Annotated in this window: 16 protein-coding genes, 1 pseudogene and 1 other annotated feature; of the genes and pseudogenes, 14 read left to right on the top strand and 3 right to left on the bottom strand. The window is 55.3% G+C overall.

Going from position 1 to position 15,220, the window contains the following annotated elements:
* Positions 1-108: 108 nt before the first annotated feature.
* From thrS to HA43_RS13725, 14 genes and pseudogenes are all read left to right on the top strand, one after another.
* Positions 109-2,037 carry a threonine--tRNA ligase gene (gene thrS / locus HA43_RS13785; protein WP_039384058.1) on the top strand — a complete coding sequence of 643 codons (1,929 nt, stop codon included), beginning with the start codon at positions 109-111 and terminating at the stop codon, positions 2,035-2,037.
* Between the two features lie 4 nt (positions 2,038-2,041).
* A complete protein-coding gene (infC, locus tag HA43_RS13780; RefSeq protein WP_039384061.1) occupies positions 2,042-2,593 on the top strand; it encodes a translation initiation factor IF-3 in 552 nt (183 codons plus the stop codon).
* Between the two features lie 97 nt (positions 2,594-2,690).
* The gene (rpmI, locus tag HA43_RS13775) at positions 2,691-2,888 is read left to right on the top strand and encodes a 50S ribosomal protein L35 (RefSeq protein ID WP_010275699.1); all 198 of its coding nucleotides are present in this window, start codon (positions 2,691-2,693) and stop codon (positions 2,886-2,888) included.
* 85 nt (positions 2,889-2,973) lie between these two features.
* Positions 2,974-3,330, top strand: coding sequence for a 50S ribosomal protein L20 (gene rplT / locus HA43_RS13770; protein WP_039384062.1), 357 nt, complete (start codon positions 2,974-2,976; stop codon positions 3,328-3,330).
* Positions 3,331-3,446: 116 nt separating this feature from the next.
* Positions 3,447-3,572 (top strand) — a sequence feature (Phe leader region).
* Positions 3,452-3,496, top strand: coding sequence for a pheST operon leader peptide PheM (gene pheM / locus HA43_RS18900; protein ID WP_139074214.1), 45 nt, complete (start codon positions 3,452-3,454; stop codon positions 3,494-3,496). It overlaps the preceding feature by 45 nt.
* Positions 3,573-3,642: 70 nt before the next feature.
* The gene (pheS, locus tag HA43_RS13765; protein ID WP_039384066.1) at positions 3,643-4,626 is read left to right on the top strand and encodes a phenylalanine--tRNA ligase subunit alpha; all 984 of its coding nucleotides are present in this window, start codon (positions 3,643-3,645) and stop codon (positions 4,624-4,626) included.
* 14 nt (positions 4,627-4,640) lie between these two features.
* Positions 4,641-7,028: a phenylalanine--tRNA ligase subunit beta gene (gene pheT, locus HA43_RS13760; protein ID WP_039384067.1), complete on the top strand. Its 2,388-nt coding sequence runs from the start codon at positions 4,641-4,643 to the stop codon at positions 7,026-7,028.
* Positions 7,029-7,032: 4 nt separating this feature from the next.
* Positions 7,033-7,334: pseudogene (ihfA, locus tag HA43_RS13755) on the top strand (integration host factor subunit alpha).
* 125 nt (positions 7,335-7,459) lie between these two features.
* Positions 7,460-8,443, top strand: a complete 984-nt coding sequence (gene btuC / locus HA43_RS13750) for a vitamin B12 ABC transporter permease BtuC (RefSeq protein WP_039384070.1) — start codon at positions 7,460-7,462, stop codon at positions 8,441-8,443.
* A gap of 38 nt (positions 8,444-8,481) precedes the next feature.
* The gene (locus HA43_RS13745) at positions 8,482-9,027 is read left to right on the top strand and encodes a glutathione peroxidase (protein WP_094111902.1); all 546 of its coding nucleotides are present in this window, start codon (positions 8,482-8,484) and stop codon (positions 9,025-9,027) included.
* A gap of 1 nt (position 9,028) precedes the next feature.
* On the top strand, positions 9,029-9,778 hold the full coding sequence (gene btuD, locus HA43_RS13740) for a vitamin B12 ABC transporter ATP-binding protein BtuD (protein ID WP_071668769.1): 750 nt from the start codon (positions 9,029-9,031) through the stop codon (positions 9,776-9,778).
* A gap of 63 nt (positions 9,779-9,841) precedes the next feature.
* Positions 9,842-10,300: an NlpC/P60 family protein gene (locus tag HA43_RS13735; protein WP_039384078.1), complete on the top strand. Its 459-nt coding sequence runs from the start codon at positions 9,842-9,844 to the stop codon at positions 10,298-10,300.
* Between the two features lie 312 nt (positions 10,301-10,612).
* Positions 10,613-11,356: an EAL domain-containing protein gene (locus tag HA43_RS13730; RefSeq protein WP_039384082.1), complete on the top strand. Its 744-nt coding sequence runs from the start codon at positions 10,613-10,615 to the stop codon at positions 11,354-11,356.
* 97 nt (positions 11,357-11,453) lie between these two features.
* The gene (locus HA43_RS13725; RefSeq protein ID WP_094111901.1) at positions 11,454-12,893 is read left to right on the top strand and encodes a protein adenylyltransferase SelO; all 1,440 of its coding nucleotides are present in this window, start codon (positions 11,454-11,456) and stop codon (positions 12,891-12,893) included.
* A gap of 2 nt (positions 12,894-12,895) precedes the next feature.
* Here the strand turns inward: HA43_RS13725 and HA43_RS13720 are convergent, their stop codons facing one another.
* From HA43_RS13720 to HA43_RS19065, 3 genes are all read right to left on the bottom strand, one after another.
* Positions 12,896-13,942: a 3-deoxy-7-phosphoheptulonate synthase gene (locus HA43_RS13720; RefSeq protein ID WP_039384089.1), complete on the bottom strand. Its 1,047-nt coding sequence runs from the start codon at positions 13,940-13,942 to the stop codon at positions 12,896-12,898.
* Between the two features lie 133 nt (positions 13,943-14,075).
* Complete coding sequence (ppsR, locus tag HA43_RS13715) at positions 14,076-14,903, bottom strand: posphoenolpyruvate synthetase regulatory kinase/phosphorylase PpsR (RefSeq protein ID WP_039384092.1); 828 nt, start codon at positions 14,901-14,903, stop codon at positions 14,076-14,078.
* Positions 14,904-14,987: 84 nt separating this feature from the next.
* The coding region (locus HA43_RS19065; RefSeq protein ID WP_211279580.1) for a hypothetical protein at positions 14,988-15,220 on the bottom strand (233 nt) is incomplete at its 5' end.

The following is a 15,220-nucleotide window of genomic DNA, read 5'->3' as shown; positions in this document are numbered from 1 at the left end:
GGCGTCATTCCGACAATGTGGGTCTGACATCACGCCGGGTACACACACCAAACACAGTGTTGCATGTAGGCTTTCGTGTGGCTTACCACTGCAATTTAAGGATATAAAATGCCAGTAATTACTCTTCCTGACGGCAGCCAGCGCGTTTTTGACCACCCGGTCAGCGTAATGGATATTGCGCTGGATATTGGTCCCGGCCTGGCGAAAGCCTGTATCGCCGGTCGCGTAAACGGTGAGCTGGTAGATGCGGTTGATCCCATCACCGACGATGCTCAGGTAGCAATCATCACCGCAAAAGATGAAGCGGGTCTGGAGATTATCCGGCACTCCTGCGCGCACCTGCTGGGCCATGCTATTAAACAGCTGTGGCCTGATACCAAAATGGCGATTGGCCCGGTCATCGATAACGGCTTCTATTATGACGTCGATCTCGACCACACGCTGACGCAGGAAGATCTGGAACAGCTGGAAAAGCGTATGCACCAGCTGGCTGAAACCAATTACAACGTGGTAAAGAAAAAAGTCAGCTGGCAGGAAGCGCGCGACGTCTTTGCTGCGCGTGGCGAAAGCTATAAAACCACAATCCTTGATGAGAATATCAGTCACGACGATCGTCCTGGCCTCTATCATCATGAAGAGTATGTGGATATGTGCCGCGGTCCGCACGTGCCGAACATGCGCTTCTGCCACCATTTTAAGCTGCAGAAAATTGCGGGCGCTTACTGGCGCGGCAACAGCGATAACAAAATGCTGCAGCGTATTTACGGCACGGCCTGGGCAGATAAGAAGCAGCTGTCAGCCTATCTGCAGCGCCTGGAAGAGGCAGCAAAACGCGATCATCGCAAAATTGGTAAACAGCTCGATCTCTACCATATGCAGGAAGAGGCGCCGGGCATGGTGTTCTGGCACAATGACGGCTGGACGATTTTCCGCGAGCTGGAAGTTTTTGTCCGTACCAAACTGAAAGAGTATGATTACCAGGAAGTAAAAGGTCCGTTTATGATGGACCGCGTGCTGTGGGAAAAAACCGGCCACTGGGAAAACTACAAAGAGGCGATGTTTACCACCTCTTCAGAAAACCGCGAATATTGCATTAAACCGATGAACTGCCCGGGTCACGTGCAGATCTTCAATCAGGGTCTGAAGTCCTATCGCGATCTGCCGCTGCGTATGGCAGAGTTCGGTAGCTGCCACCGTAACGAGCCATCGGGTGCGCTCCATGGTCTGATGCGCGTACGCGGCTTTACGCAGGATGATGCTCACGTATTCTGTACTGAAGATCAGGTGCGCGACGAAGTAAACAGCTGTATTCGTATGGTGTACGACATGTACAGCACGTTCGGTTTTGAAAAAATCGTCGTGAAGTTGTCTACCCGTCCGGAAAAACGCATCGGTACCGATGAGATGTGGGATCGCGCAGAGGTTGACCTGGCCGAAGCATTGAAAGAGAATGATATCCCCTTTGAGTATCAGCCGGGTGAAGGGGCATTCTACGGCCCGAAAATCGAGTTCACCCTGTATGATTGTCTCGATCGTGCCTGGCAGTGTGGCACGGTTCAGCTAGACTTTTCTCTGCCAAAACGTCTTGATGCCACCTATGTGGGTGAAAACAACGACCGTCAGACACCGGTGATGATTCACCGTGCGATTCTGGGCTCTATGGAGCGCTTTATCGGTATTCTGACTGAAGAGTTCGCTGGTTTCTTCCCGAGCTGGCTGGCACCGGTACAGGCTGTAGTGATGAATATCACTGACAGTCAGGCAGAATATGTCAGTGAACTGACAAAGAAACTGCAAAATGCTGGCATTCGTGTCAAAGCAGACTTGAGAAACGAGAAGATAGGCTTTAAAATCCGCGAGCACACATTGCGTCGCGTCCCTTATATGCTGGTTTGCGGTGAGAAAGAGGTGGAAGCAGGCAAAGTTGCCGTGCGCACCCGCCGTGGTAAAGACCTCGGGAGCATGGACGTAGATGTGTTTGTTGAGAAGCTGCAACAAGAGATTCGCAGCCGACATCTTCACCAATTAGAGGAATAAGGTTATTAAAGGCGGAAAACGAGTACAACCGACGCGTCCAAACCGTATTAACGGCGAAATCCGAGCCACCGAAGTGCGCCTCACTGGCGTTGACGGCGAGCAACTTGGCATTGTCTCTCTACGCGAAGCGATTGAGAAAGCTGAAGAAGCTGGCGTAGATTTAGTTGAAATCAGCCCGAACGCCGAACCGCCGGTATGCCGTATTATGGATTACGGCAAGTTCCTTTATGAAAAGAGTAAGTCTTCTAAGGAACAGAAGAAGAAGCAGAAAGTTATCCAGGTTAAGGAAATTAAATTCCGTCCTGGTACCGATGATGGCGACTATCAGGTAAAACTCCGCAGCCTGATGCGCTTTCTGGAAGAGGGCGATAAAGCCAAAATTACGCTGCGTTTCCGCGGTCGTGAGATGGCGCACCAGCAGATCGGTATGGAAGTGCTTAACCGCGTCCGTAAAGATCTGTGTGAAGATATCGATCTGGCAGTGGTCGAGTCCTTCCCTTCGAAGATCGAAGGCCGCCAGATGATTATGGTGCTCGCACCCAAGAAGAAACAGTAGGCTTTCAAGTAATGATGCCGCGCAGCGTTCGCGCTGTGCGGAATTATTCGCCTGTCTGGTTCATTTTTTTAACAATGCGAAGTGGATATTTGTAAAAATGCCAAAGATTAAAACTGTACGTGGCGCGGCTAAGCGCTTCAAGAAGACCGCCTCTGGCGGCTTCAAGCGTAAGCACGCAAACCTGCGTCATATTCTGACCAAAAAGTCTACCAAGCGTAAACGTCACCTGCGTCCAAAAGGCCTGGTGTCTAAAGGCGATCTGGGTCTGGTTATTGCCTGCCTGCCGTACGCATAAGTAAATTTTTTTAATTCGCCCGTCGCGCTGTAAGGCTTATCGCCAGCAGGGCACCGGCAAAACAGAATATGATTAAGGAGAGCTCATGGCTCGCGTAAAACGTGGTGTAATTGCTCGCGCACGTCACAAAAAAATCTTAAAACAAGCTAAAGGCTACTACGGTGCACGTTCACGTGTTTACCGCGTTGCTTTCCAGGCTGTTATCAAAGCTGGTCAGTATGCTTACCGCGACCGTCGTCAGCGTAAGCGTCAGTTCCGTCAGCTGTGGATCGCGCGTATCAACGCAGCGGCGCGTCAGAACGGTATGTCTTACAGCCGTTTCATCAATGGCCTGAAAAAAGCGTCCATTGAGATTGACCGTAAAATCCTGGCTGACATCGCTGTATTCGACAAAGCAGCCTTCGCTGCTCTGGTAGAAAAAGCGAAATCAGCTCTGGCGTAAGTCAGGTAAAAAAGGGAGCTTGCTCCCTTTTTTATTACCTGCAACTCACGCAAAAGATTGACATTTTCGCCGCCGGGCATTTCAATAGGGCGGTTTTTAATTTTCTCAAGGTAATGCAAGCATGCACGCTGCTCTTTTCCGTTTCTTTTTTTACTTTAGCGCCTGAACATCAGGGGCTTGTGCGCATAAGAAAAGAAACGAAAAATCGCGCTGAAAGCCTCCCTCGTGGAGGCTTTTTTGTTTCTGGCGAGACTTAATCGGATCCCGGATCCCAACAAGAACTGACCAGCCCGGCTGGAAGAAGAGGAAATCATGTCCCAACTCGCAGACCTGGTGGCCCGTGCCACGGCCGCCATCGACGAGGCGTCGGATATCGCCGCTCTGGACGCTGTACGCGTCGAATTTCTGGGTAAAAAAGGGCACCTTACCCTGCAGATGACCACCCTGCGTGAACTGCCGGCTGAAGAGCGCCCGGCGGCAGGTGCGGTGATTAACGAAGCAAAACAGCAGGTACAGGATCATCTTAACGCCCGTAAAAATACGCTGGAGAGTGCGGCGCTGAATGCGCGCCTGGCGGCAGAAACGATTGATGTCTCACTGCCCGGACGCCGCAGCGAAAACGGCGGTCTGCATCCGGTAACGCGCACCATTGACCGCATCGAAAACTTTTTCGGCGAGCTGGGTTTTGCCGTGGTGACCGGACCGGAAATTGAAGATGACTATCATAACTTCGACGCGCTGAATATTCCGGGTCACCATCCGGCCCGCGCCGATCATGACACCTTCTGGTTTGATGCCACGCGCCTGCTGCGTACGCAGACCTCAGGCGTGCAGATCCGCACCATGAAAAATCAGCAGCCGCCGATCCGCATTATCGCGCCGGGCCGCGTTTACCGTAATGATTACGATCAGACCCACACGCCGATGTTCCACCAGATGGAAGGCCTGATTGTCGATAAAGACATCAGCTTTACCAACCTGAAAGGAACGCTGCACGATTTCCTGAATAACTTCTTTGAAGAGAATCTGCAGATCCGCTTCCGCCCGAGCTACTTCCCCTTTACTGAACCTTCAGCGGAAGTGGATGTAATGGGCAAAAATGGCAAATGGCTGGAAGTACTGGGCTGCGGCATGGTGCATCCGAATGTACTGCGTAACGTCGGCATCGATCCGGAAATTTACTCCGGCTTCGCCTTTGGTATGGGCATGGAACGTCTGACCATGCTGCGCTATGGCGTCACCGATCTGCGTGCTTTCTTCGAAAATGATTTACGTTTCCTCAAACAATTTAAATAAGGGCAGGTTATCCAATGAAATTCAGTGAACTCTGGTTACGCGAATGGGTAAATCCAGCCCTGGACAGCGCTGCGCTGTCTGAACAGATCACCATGGCAGGCCTTGAGGTTGATGGTGTTGATCCCGTTGCCGGCGCGTTTCATGGCGTAGTCGTGGGTGAAGTGGTGGAGTGCGGCCAGCACCCGAACGCGGATAAACTGCGCGTAACCAAAATTAATGTCGGTGGCGATCGCCTGCTGGATATCGTCTGCGGCGCGCCTAATTGCCGCCAGGGACTGAAAGTGGCAGTGGCTACCGTCGGTGCCGTACTGCCAGGTGATTTCAAAATCAAAGCGGCCAAACTGCGCGGCGAGCCTTCTGAAGGCATGCTCTGCTCCTTCTCAGAGCTGGGTATTTCCGACGATCACAACGGTATTATCGAACTGCCAGCCGATGCGCCAGTAGGATGCGACATTCGCGACTACCTGAAGCTGGATGACAATACTATCGAGATCAGCGTGACGCCAAACCGTGCGGACTGCCTGAGCATCGCCGGCGTGGCGCGTGATGTGGCCGTGGTTAACGGACTGCCGCTGACGGCGCCTGCAGCAGAACCGGTTGCGGCGACCATTACCGATACATTCCCGATCCGCATCGACGCTACCGATGCCTGTCCGCGCTACCTGGGACGCGTAATTAAAGGTATCAATGTCAAAGCTGAAACGCCGCTCTGGATGCGTGAGAAACTGCGCCGCTGCGGCATTCGCTCAATTGACCCGGTGGTCGATGTCACTAACTATGTGCTGCTTGAGCTGGGTCAGCCGATGCACGCCTTCGATCTCGACCGCATCAGCGGCGGCATTGTGGTGCGTATGGCGCAGGAGAATGAGACGCTGACCCTGCTGGATGGCACCGAAGCAAAATTGCAGAATGACACGCTGGTTATTGCCGATCACCAGCAGGCGCTGGCGATGGGCGGTATTTTTGGCGGTGAGCACTCAGGCGTAAATGAAGCGACACGTAACGTGCTGTTTGAGTGCGCCTACTTTGATCCGCTGGCCATTACCGGCCGCGCACGCCGCCACGGACTGCATACTGATGCGTCACATCGCTATGAGCGTGGTGTCGATCCGGCGCTGCAGCATACAGCGATTGAACGTGCGACCCGCCTGCTGCTGGATATCTGCGGTGGTGAAGCCGGTCCGGTTATCGATCAGACTGATGCCTGTAAACTGCCGCCGCGCGCCACGATTACGCTGCGCCGTACAAAACTCGATCGCCTGATTGGCCACGTTATCGCCGACGAACAGGTGACAGATATCCTGACCCGTCTCGGCTGCGAGGTCACGCAGGGCGAAGGCGAGTGGAAAGCGGTGGCACCGAGCTGGCGTTTTGATATGGCGATTGAGGAAGATCTGGTTGAAGAGGTTGCCCGCGTTTACGGCTACAACAACATCCCTGATGTGCCGGTAAAAGCCAGCCTGATTATGACGCAGCATCGTGAAGCCAGCCTGTCGCTGAAGCGGGCGAAAACGCTGCTGACAGACAAAGGCTATCAGGAAGCGATCACCTACAGCTTTGTCGATCCTAAAGTGCAGCAGCTGCTGCATCCGGGGGAAGAGGCGCTTATCCTGCCAAGCCCTATCTCCAGCGATATGTCAGCAATGCGCCTGTCACTCTGGACCGGTCTGCTCAGCTCAGTGGTTTACAACCAGAATCGCCAGCAGGGGCGTGTGCGCCTGTTCGAGAGCGGTCTGCGCTTTGTGCCTGATACGCAGGCCGATCTCGGCATTCGCCAGGATCTTATGCTGGCGGGCGTAATCAGCGGTCATCGTGACGAAGAGCACTGGGATCTGGCGCGTCAGCCGGTTGACTTCTATGATTTGAAAGGCGATTTAGAGTCGCTGCTGGAATTAACCGGCAAATCTGAAGCGATTTCATTCCGCGCGGCTGCCAATCCGGCGCTGCATCCCGGACAAACAGCGGCTATCTGGCTGGACAATGAACAAATCGGATTTATCGGGGTGGTTCACCCGGAGCTGGAACGCAAGCTGGATCTCAACGGTCGTACCTTAGTGTTTGAACTGCTTTGGAATAAGGTTGCAGACCGCGTCCTGCCTGACGCGCGTGAGATTTCACGCTTCCCGGCTAACCGCCGTGATATCGCTGTTGTGGTGGCAGAAAGCGTCCCTGCAGCAGATATCATCGCAGAGTGTAAGAAAGTTGGCGTAAATCAGGTAGTTGGCGTAAACTTGTTTGACGTGTACCGTGGTAAAGGCGTGAACGAAGGCGAAAAGAGCCTTGCGATTAGCCTGATTTTGCAGGATACCAGCCGGACACTCGAAGAAGAGGAGATTGCTGCGACCGTTGCCAGATGTGTAGCAGCATTAAAAGAGCGATTCCAGGCAACCTTGAGGGATTGAACCTATGGCGCTTACAAAAGCTGAAATGTCAGAATATCTGTTTGAAAAACTCGGGTTGAGCAAACGCGACGCCAAAGAGTTGGTCGAGCTTTTTTTCGAAGAAGTTCGCCGCGCGCTGGAAAATGGAGAACAGGTTAAGCTGTCCGGATTTGGTAACTTTGATCTGCGCGACAAAAACCAGCGTCCGGGCCGTAACCCGAAAACGGGAGAGGATATTCCTATCACGCGCGCCGTGTGGTGACCTTCCGTCCGGGGCAAAAGCTGAAAAGTCGCGTTGAAAACGCGTCACCGAAGGATGCTGACTGATTTCAGTATGATAAAAAGGCCGCTCAGCGGCCTTTCTTATTGCTGCGCCAGCCTGCAGGGGATGGCTTTCTTTTTGCCATAATCCCTCTACAATCGTGACATTCTCCTGCTTAACTGCCTCGCTTATGACTCTGCTCGATCAGCTTGCCCGTCAGACCGGTCGCCGTAGCCGGCGTACACTGCTGCTGCTCGCCGCGCTGCTGTTGCTGCTCAGCCTGCTCAGCCTGTGTGCCGGCGAGCGCTGGCTGCTGCCTGCCGAATGGTTTACCCCGCAGGGCGAGCTGTTTGTCTGGCAGATCCGTCTGCCGCGTACGCTGGCCGTTATTGCGACAGGCGCCGCGCTGGCGCTCTGCGGTACCGTTATGCAGGCGCTGTTTACAAATCCGCTGGCTGAGCCGGGACTGCTCGGCGTCTCTAACGGTGCCGGCGTGGGAGTAGTACTGGGCGTGCTGCTCGGCAGCGGCTCCCTGTGGAGCCTGGCGCTGGCGGCGATGGCTGGCGCCCTGGCAATTACGCTGATCCTGCTGCATTTTGCCCATCGTCAGCTCGCCAGCAGTCGCTTACTGCTTACCGGTGTGGCGCTGGGTATTATCTGCAGCGCTGTGATGACGTGGGCAGTCTACTTCAGTACCACGCTCGACCTGCGTCAGCTGATGTACTGGATGATGGGAGGCTTTGGCGGCGTTGACTGGCGCTATGGCTGGCTGATACTCAGCCTGATGCCGGTAATCGCTGCGCTGCTGTGCAGTGCGCGCACGCTGAATCTGCTGGCGCTGGGCGAGACGTCTGCGCGGCAGCTCGGCTTACCGCTGCAGCTGTGGCGTAACCTGCTGGTGCTGGCCATGGGCTGGCTGACAGGCGTCAGCGTGGCGCTGGCGGGGGCGATCGGCTTTGTCGGGCTGGTTGTCCCGCATCTTCTGCGGCTGAGCGGCATCAGCGATCATCGCTATCTGCTGCCTGCAGCAGCACTGGCGGGTGCGGCAGTGCTGCTGGCGGCGGATATTCTTGCGCGGCTGCTGCTGACCTCTGCTGAGCTGCCGATAGGCGTGGTGACCGCGACGCTGGGCGCACCGCTGTTTATTCTGCTTTTAGTAAAATCTTCACGCTAGCTGCGGCTGGCGTTATCTGACGGACACAGGAGAACACCATGACGTTGTATCAGATCCCGCTGAAAACCCTTGATGGTACCGCCACTACGCTGGAGGCCTGGCGTGACCGCGTACTGCTGGTAGTGAACGTCGCCTCCCGCTGCGGACTGACGCCGCAGTATGAGCAGCTTGAGTCACTCCATAAAGCGTTTCAGGCGCGGGGCTTTAGCGTGCTGGGCTTTCCCTGCAACCAGTTCCTGGAGCAGGAGCCGGGCACTAACGAAGAGATCCGGACGTTTTGCAGCACCACGTATGGCGTGACGTTTCCTCTGTTTGATAAGACGGACGTTAACGGCGCGCAGCGCCATCCGCTCTATCGCACGCTGGTCAGCGCCCAGCCGGAAGCTGAACGTCCGGAGGAGAGCGGTTTTCTTGAGCGTATGATAGCGAAAGGCCGGGCGCCGGCAGAACCCGGCGATATCCTGTGGAACTTCGAGAAGTTCCTGGTCGATAAACAGGGTAACGTTATCGCCCGTTTTTCACCCGATATGGCTCCGGATGCGCCGCAGGTGCTTAAGCGTATTGAGCAGGCGCTGACCGCCTGACATGCTGCTGGCGTGTCACGGTCTGAGCTGCCCCGGCCGGCTGGCGCCGCTGGATCTCGCTCTCGCGCGCGGGGAGTGGGTACATCTGGTGGGCGCTAACGGCGCCGGAAAGAGCACCCTGCTGGAGGCGCTCAGCGGTCTTGCGACTCCGCGCGGAGAGCTGCTGCTTAACGGCACCGCTGTTGCTGCGCTGTCAGGAGAGGCGCTGGCTCAGCAGCGTGGCTGGCTGCCTCAGCAGCAGCCTGCGCCCGGCGCGATGCCGGTCTGGCACTACCTGCAGATGCATCTGCCGCGTGGTGCTGGCACAGAGCTGAATAACGTGCTGGCGCGTTTGCTGTCGCAGCTGAGTCTGCATCACAAGCTGGAGAGCGCTCTGACGCAGCTCTCCGGAGGGGAGTGGCAGCGGGTGCGCCTGCTGGCGGTGATACTGCAAATTCATCCTGACATCAATCCGCAGGGCAGCCTGCTGCTGCTCGATGAGCCGATGAGCGCGCTGGATGTGGCGCAGCAGCAGGGCGTCACCCGGCTTCTGCAGCAGCTTTGCGCCGCCGGCATCGGCGTGATCACCAGCAGTCACGACCTGAATCATACGCTGCGCTACGCGGATCGCGTCTGGTTGCTGCATCAGGGAGAGCTGAAATATCAGGGCAGGGCGCATGAGGTGCTGACGGCCGCCCGGCTTGCGCCGCTGTTTCAGACAGAGGTGACAGAGGTGGATACACCGCAGGGGCGTCTGCTGCTGCTCTCCTGACTTGCACACCGCGCGCGTTTACGGCTACAGTGTCTGCCGGATCGGGCTGACAGGGAACAGGCTATGCGGTTACTTATTCTGCTATTCGTGCTGATGGTCACAGGGTGCAGTCATCATGCGCCTCCGCCTGATTCCCGTCTCTCAGATCCTGCCGCAGTGCAGACCCGGCTCAACTATCAGCTCAGCCGCTGGCAGGGCACGCCGTACCGCTATGGTGGCCTCAGTCCGCGTGGGGTTGACTGCTCCGGCTTTGTCCTGCTGACGTTCCGCGATCGCTTTGACATCGCGCTGCCACGCTCCACACGCGCTCAGACAAAAATCGGCAACCGTATCGATCCACGTGATTTGCTGCCTGGCGATCTGCTGTTTTTCAAAACCGGCAGCGGCGAAAACGGGCTGCATGTCGGTATCTATGCCAGCAACAACACCTTTATACACGCCTCTACCAGCAAAGGCGTTATTCGCTCTTCGCTCAATAATGTTTACTGGCAGCGGGTCTTCTGGCAGGCGCGCAGAATATGACAAGTTGCATTCTGGATGAATGAAATAGCGCGGCGAAAAGAGAGCTTAATTCGCACAATGGGTTCTTTTTTTGCTGAAATAAAGCTCTCATTAAAATTGGTACTTTACCACCTGACAAATTACTACTAAAAATAGAGCTAAAGATTTTATCATTGTGGATATTAACACGGCGTATTTGGCTTAAGTATAATTTAATGATTAATAGCTTGCATTAGGCGCTAAAACACCTTCTCTTCCGGCGTTTGGTGCTATTGCCTGACTCTTTTCATTGATATACGATGCCTTCATTGCCACTGCCTCTGGCTGTAAAAAATGAAAGTCCATATTTCGGCCGACTATCAGTCGGAAACCTGGTTTTATCCGGCTTATACGCTGGAGGGCCAGCTCACTGCGGTTGAGCTGGTTACACAATTTGTTCATGACAGTGCGCCAATTACGTTGCCACAGGATTTACTGTTGCCGCAACTCGATGCCAGTCAGCAGTTAAGGCTGCTGCAGGCTCAGCTTTTAATCCTGGAAAAGCACCGCGCTTTCTTTGAGCGTAATCATGTTGATGCGCTAATGAGAATTGACGAATCGCTGGCTGAAACGCTGTTAGAGAGTGAAATTCTGTTAAGGAAATTTAAACAGCTGCCATTTATCGTAATGGATATCAGCGAAACGTTTCCGCAATTATCTGCCGGCAAAGCGCATCCGGTTTTATCCCGACTTAATCATCAATTCCGTTTATCGCTTTCACAATTCGGAGCTGGCAAAGCCCCGGCAACGGCAGTCTATGATTCGCTGTTTAGCGTCCTGAAGCTGGATAAATTATTTATCCAGAATCTGGCGAAGCGCGCCTCCTTTATCCCTTTTATGCAGACGGTTATCGATAATTTCAGCGGCTATACGCAGCAAATTATTATTTCTGGTATCGATGATGCGCGCCTGCTGAGCAAAGTCAGCGATCTGAGCGGCGTGCACATTCAGGGTAACGTGTTCCCGGTGGTTAAAGCGGAACGGTTAGAAGATCTCATCACTCCTTTTCTGACGCAGACCACACCCTCGCAGCAGTAATTCAGGCGCTGTTTTTCCCGGGCGCCCCGTGCCAGACTATCCTTTACTCTCTACACGCTATCCTGGTGCTGCATTATTAAGCACCTCTGGAGTATATATGCAATTTATCAATAGCTGGCAGCAGGAGCTGACCGGATATTACACATCGCTGCAGCCTACACCGCTGGCGGGAGGGCGTCTCCTCTATCATAATGCGCCGCTGGCGGCGGAAATGGCGCTGGATGCGGAGCTGTTTGCCGGCGACGGCCACGGCGTATGGAGCGGTCAGGCGCTGCTGCCAGGCATGGCTCCGCTCGCTCAGGTGTATAGCGGCCATCAGTTTGGCGTCTGGGCCGGGCAGCTGGGTGACGGACGCGGCCTGCTGCTGGGTGAGCAGCAGCTGGAAGATGGGCGCAAGCTGGACTGGCATCTGAAAGGCGCAGGCTTAACCCCTTATTCCCGCATGGGAGATGGACGGGCGGTGATCCGCTCAAGCGTGCGGGAGTTTCTCGCTTCAGAAGCGTTACACCATTTGGGTATCCCCGGGACGCGCGCCCTGGCGCTGGCCATCGGTGACGAACCGGTGCTGCGCGAAACGCAGGAGCGCGGCGCGATGCTGATGCGTATTGCGGAGAGCCATCTGCGTTTTGGTCACTTTGAACACTTCTATTACGCAGGGGAGACGGATAAAGTACGCCAGCTGGCAGACTATGCGATTCGTCATCACTGGCCGCACCTTGAGGCGGAACCGGATCGCTATCTGCTGTGGTTCACGGATGTGGCAAAACGTACCGCCCGCCTGATCGCACTGTGGCAGAGCGCAGGCTTTGCTCACGGAGTGATGAACACGGATAACATGTCGATTCTCGGCCTGACGCTGGATTACGGTCCTTACGGCTTTCTCGATGAGTACGATCCCGCCTTTATCTGCAACCACAGTGACTATCAGGGGCGCTATGCGTTTAATAATCAGCCGACGGTTGGCCTGTGGAACCTCAACCGGCTGGCGCACGCGCTGTCGGGATTGCTGACCACGGAGCAGCTGAAGCAGGCGCTGAGCCACTATGAGCCTGAACTGATGCGCATCTGGGGAGAGCGCATGCGGGCGAAACTTGGCCTGCTGACGCCGCAGGCAGAGGATAATACGATTCTGAGCAACCTGCTGGCGCTGATGAGCAATGAGCACAGCGATTACACCTTTACGTTTCGTCAGCTCAGCTATACCGAACAGCAGGAAAGGCGTTCGCCGCTGCGCGATGAGTTTATCGATCGCGACGCGTTTGATCGCTGGTATAGCAGTTATCAGCAGCGGCTGCTGCAGGATGAGGCCAGCGACAGCGAACGGCAGGCGGTGATGCAGGCGGCCAACCCCGCCATCGTGCTGCGCAACTATCTTGCCCAGCAGGTGATTGAAGAGGTGGAGCGGGGCGAGACTGCGGCCCTTAAAGAGCTGCATCTGGCGCTGCAGCACCCCTTTGATGAAGCGGCCAGCAGCGCGACGTTGCGCCAGCGGCCGCCGGAGTGGAGTAAAACGCTGGAGGTCAGCTGCTCCAGCTGATATCAGAAACGGCTGTCGACGGCGGCAGCCAGCTCTGCCAGTACCGCCGCGCTATCGTCCCAGCCGAGGCAGGGATCGGTAATCGACTGGCCGTACACCAGCGGCTGACCAGCCACCACTTTCTGGTTTCCTTCCTGCAGAAAACTCTCAATCATAACGCCTGCTACCGCTCGCGAACCGGCGCGGATCTGCGCGGCGATATCGCGCGCCACATCACGCTGGCGACGATGCTGCTTAAGGCAGTTGCCGTGACTGAAATCGATCACCATCTGCTCAGACAGGCTGAACTCACGCAGGCTGGCTGCCGCCGCCGCCACATCTTCCGCATGATAGTTTGGCTGACGCCCGCCGCGCAGGATCACATGACCGTGCGGATTGCCGCTGGTCTGATAAATGGTCATCTGGCCCGCTTTATCCGGCGAGAGGAACATATGGCTGGCGCGGGCAGCACGAATGGCGTCAACGGCGATCTGTACGTTACCGTCCGTGCCGTTTTTAAACCCTACCGGGCAGGAGAGCGCAGAGGCCATTTCGCGATGGATCTGGCTTTCAGTGGTGCGGGCGCCAATGGCACCCCAGCTGATGAGATCGGCTATAAACTGGCCGATTACCATATCGAGGAATTCAGTCGCCGTTGGCAGACCCAGCGCGTTGATATCCAGCAGCAGCTTGCGGGCGATAGCAATACCGCGATTGACATCAAAGCTGCCGTCAAGGTCGGGATCGGAAATCAGCCCTTTCCAGCCCACCACGGTACGCGGTTTCTCAAAATAGGCGCGCATGACGATTTCCAGCCGGTCCTGATACTGCTCGCGCAGCTGCTGCAGGCGTGCCGCATAATCCAGCGCAGCGCGCGGGTCATGCAGCGAACAGGGCCCGATTATGACCAGCAGGCGCGGATCCTCGCCGGTCAGAATGCGCGCAATACGCTGGCGCGCGGCCGTAACGCTCTCTGCGATATCAGACGATAGCGGGTGCTGGCTGGCCAGCGCGGCGGGCGTAATCAGGCTGCCAATTCGCGCCGTACGCAGTTCATCAGTCTTATTCATAGTGGCTCTCAAACAGGTTCTTCGCAGCGGTGATATACCGGGAAGTGATGAGGTTCACAATAAACCAATGCGTCCTGAATTCAACCAGCAAAATCACAGAGATAATAAATACGCGGGCCGCTTAGCGCATCAGTCAGTACATATGTCGCTCCAGCCCCATAATGTCGAGGATTTTGGTGGCAATCTCCTCGACCGAGTAGTTGGTACTGTTGAGGTAGCGAATCTGATGTGTACGGAACAGCGCTTCCACTTCACCCACTTCCAGCCGGCACTGGCGTAGCGAGGCGTAGCGGGTATTCTCCGCCCGTTCCTGGCGAATGGCCGCCAGCCGTTCCGGATCGATGGTCAGCCCGAACAGCTTGTGCTGATGCGCGCGCAGCGCAGGAGGAAGCTTGAGGTTATCCATATCATCGGCAATAAAGGGGTAGTTGGCTGCGCGAATACCAAACTGCATGGCAAGATAGAGGCTGGTCGGAGTTTTGCCACAGCGCGAAACACCCAGCAGGATCACCTGAGCATCTTCGAGTCCGCGCAGTGAGATCCCGTCATCATGCGCCAGGGTGTAGTCAATCGCGGCGATACGCGCATCATATTTACCCAGGTTATTCGCGGTCAGTCCGTGAGTGCGGTGTGCCACCGGCATAGAGGAGACGCCCAGTTCACTCTGCAGGGGAGCCACCAGCGCCTGCACAATATCCTGACAAAATCCCTCACTCTCCAGAATGATGTCGCGAACCTCAGGCGTAACGATGGAAAAAAAGACCAGCGGCCGCACGCCGCTGCGCTGCCAGAGCGCGTTGATCTGCGCTTTGACCGCCTGGGCCCGCTGCACGTTTTCTACAAACGGCAGGGTAACGCTGTGCGTATCAACCGGAAACTGCGAGAGCACCGCATGGCCCAGCACTTCTGCTGTAATGGCGGTGCCGTCTGAAATATAAAACACGCTGCGTTCAGTGCTCATTGAAAAGTGCTCTCTGAATGAATAGTGAATTAACCGATTTCATTTCAAATTAAATCGAAATGAAATATCCATATGCCGCCGTGCTCAGACCGGAATAGTGTCATACCTGACGTTAATAGCATCATAAAGAAAAAGCGATAAATAAACGTCCGCGCCCGCCACAGTTTCATAAATGACGCGCAGACTCTGTCTGATGTCGTTTGCGCAACAGCAATCCGCTGATAATGCTATAAAAATGGAAAATTCGTTATTGCAGCAAGCTGTTAGTAATAATAGCGCCGTTTGCGCAACGTCAGCCCCGGCAGGTAATAGTCTGA

It is taken from the genome of Pantoea eucrina (genome assembly GCF_002095385.1).
Lineage (GTDB): Bacteria > Pseudomonadota > Gammaproteobacteria > Enterobacterales > Enterobacteriaceae > Pantoea > Pantoea eucrina.
This window is presented reverse-complemented; position numbering and strand designations above follow the sequence as displayed.

Bases quoted from the DNA above. Each gene is read 5' to 3' on its own strand.
- thrS (WP_039384058.1), top strand. From the start codon at position 109: ATGCCAGTAATTACTCTTCCTGACGGCAGCCAGCGCGTTTTTGACCAC.
- rpmI (WP_010275699.1), top strand. From the start codon at position 2,691: ATGCCAAAGATTAAAACTGTACGTGGCGCGGCTAAGCGCTTCAAGAAG.
- rplT (WP_039384062.1), top strand. From the start codon at position 2,974: ATGGCTCGCGTAAAACGTGGTGTAATTGCTCGCGCACGTCACAAAAAA.
- pheS (WP_039384066.1), top strand. From the start codon at position 3,643: ATGTCCCAACTCGCAGACCTGGTGGCCCGTGCCACGGCCGCCATCGAC.
- pheT (WP_039384067.1), top strand. From the start codon at position 4,641: ATGAAATTCAGTGAACTCTGGTTACGCGAATGGGTAAATCCAGCCCTG.
- btuC (WP_039384070.1), top strand. From the start codon at position 7,460: ATGACTCTGCTCGATCAGCTTGCCCGTCAGACCGGTCGCCGTAGCCGG.
- HA43_RS13745 (WP_094111902.1), top strand. From the start codon at position 8,482: ATGACGTTGTATCAGATCCCGCTGAAAACCCTTGATGGTACCGCCACT.
- btuD (WP_071668769.1), top strand. From the start codon at position 9,029: ATGCTGCTGGCGTGTCACGGTCTGAGCTGCCCCGGCCGGCTGGCGCCG.
- HA43_RS13735 (WP_039384078.1), top strand. From the start codon at position 9,842: ATGCGGTTACTTATTCTGCTATTCGTGCTGATGGTCACAGGGTGCAGT.
- HA43_RS13730 (WP_039384082.1), top strand. From the start codon at position 10,613: ATGAAAGTCCATATTTCGGCCGACTATCAGTCGGAAACCTGGTTTTAT.
- HA43_RS13725 (WP_094111901.1), top strand. From the start codon at position 11,454: ATGCAATTTATCAATAGCTGGCAGCAGGAGCTGACCGGATATTACACA.
- HA43_RS13720 (WP_039384089.1), bottom strand. From the start codon at position 13,942: ATGAATAAGACTGATGAACTGCGTACGGCGCGAATTGGCAGCCTGATT.
- ppsR (WP_039384092.1), bottom strand. From the start codon at position 14,903: ATGAGCACTGAACGCAGCGTGTTTTATATTTCAGACGGCACCGCCATT.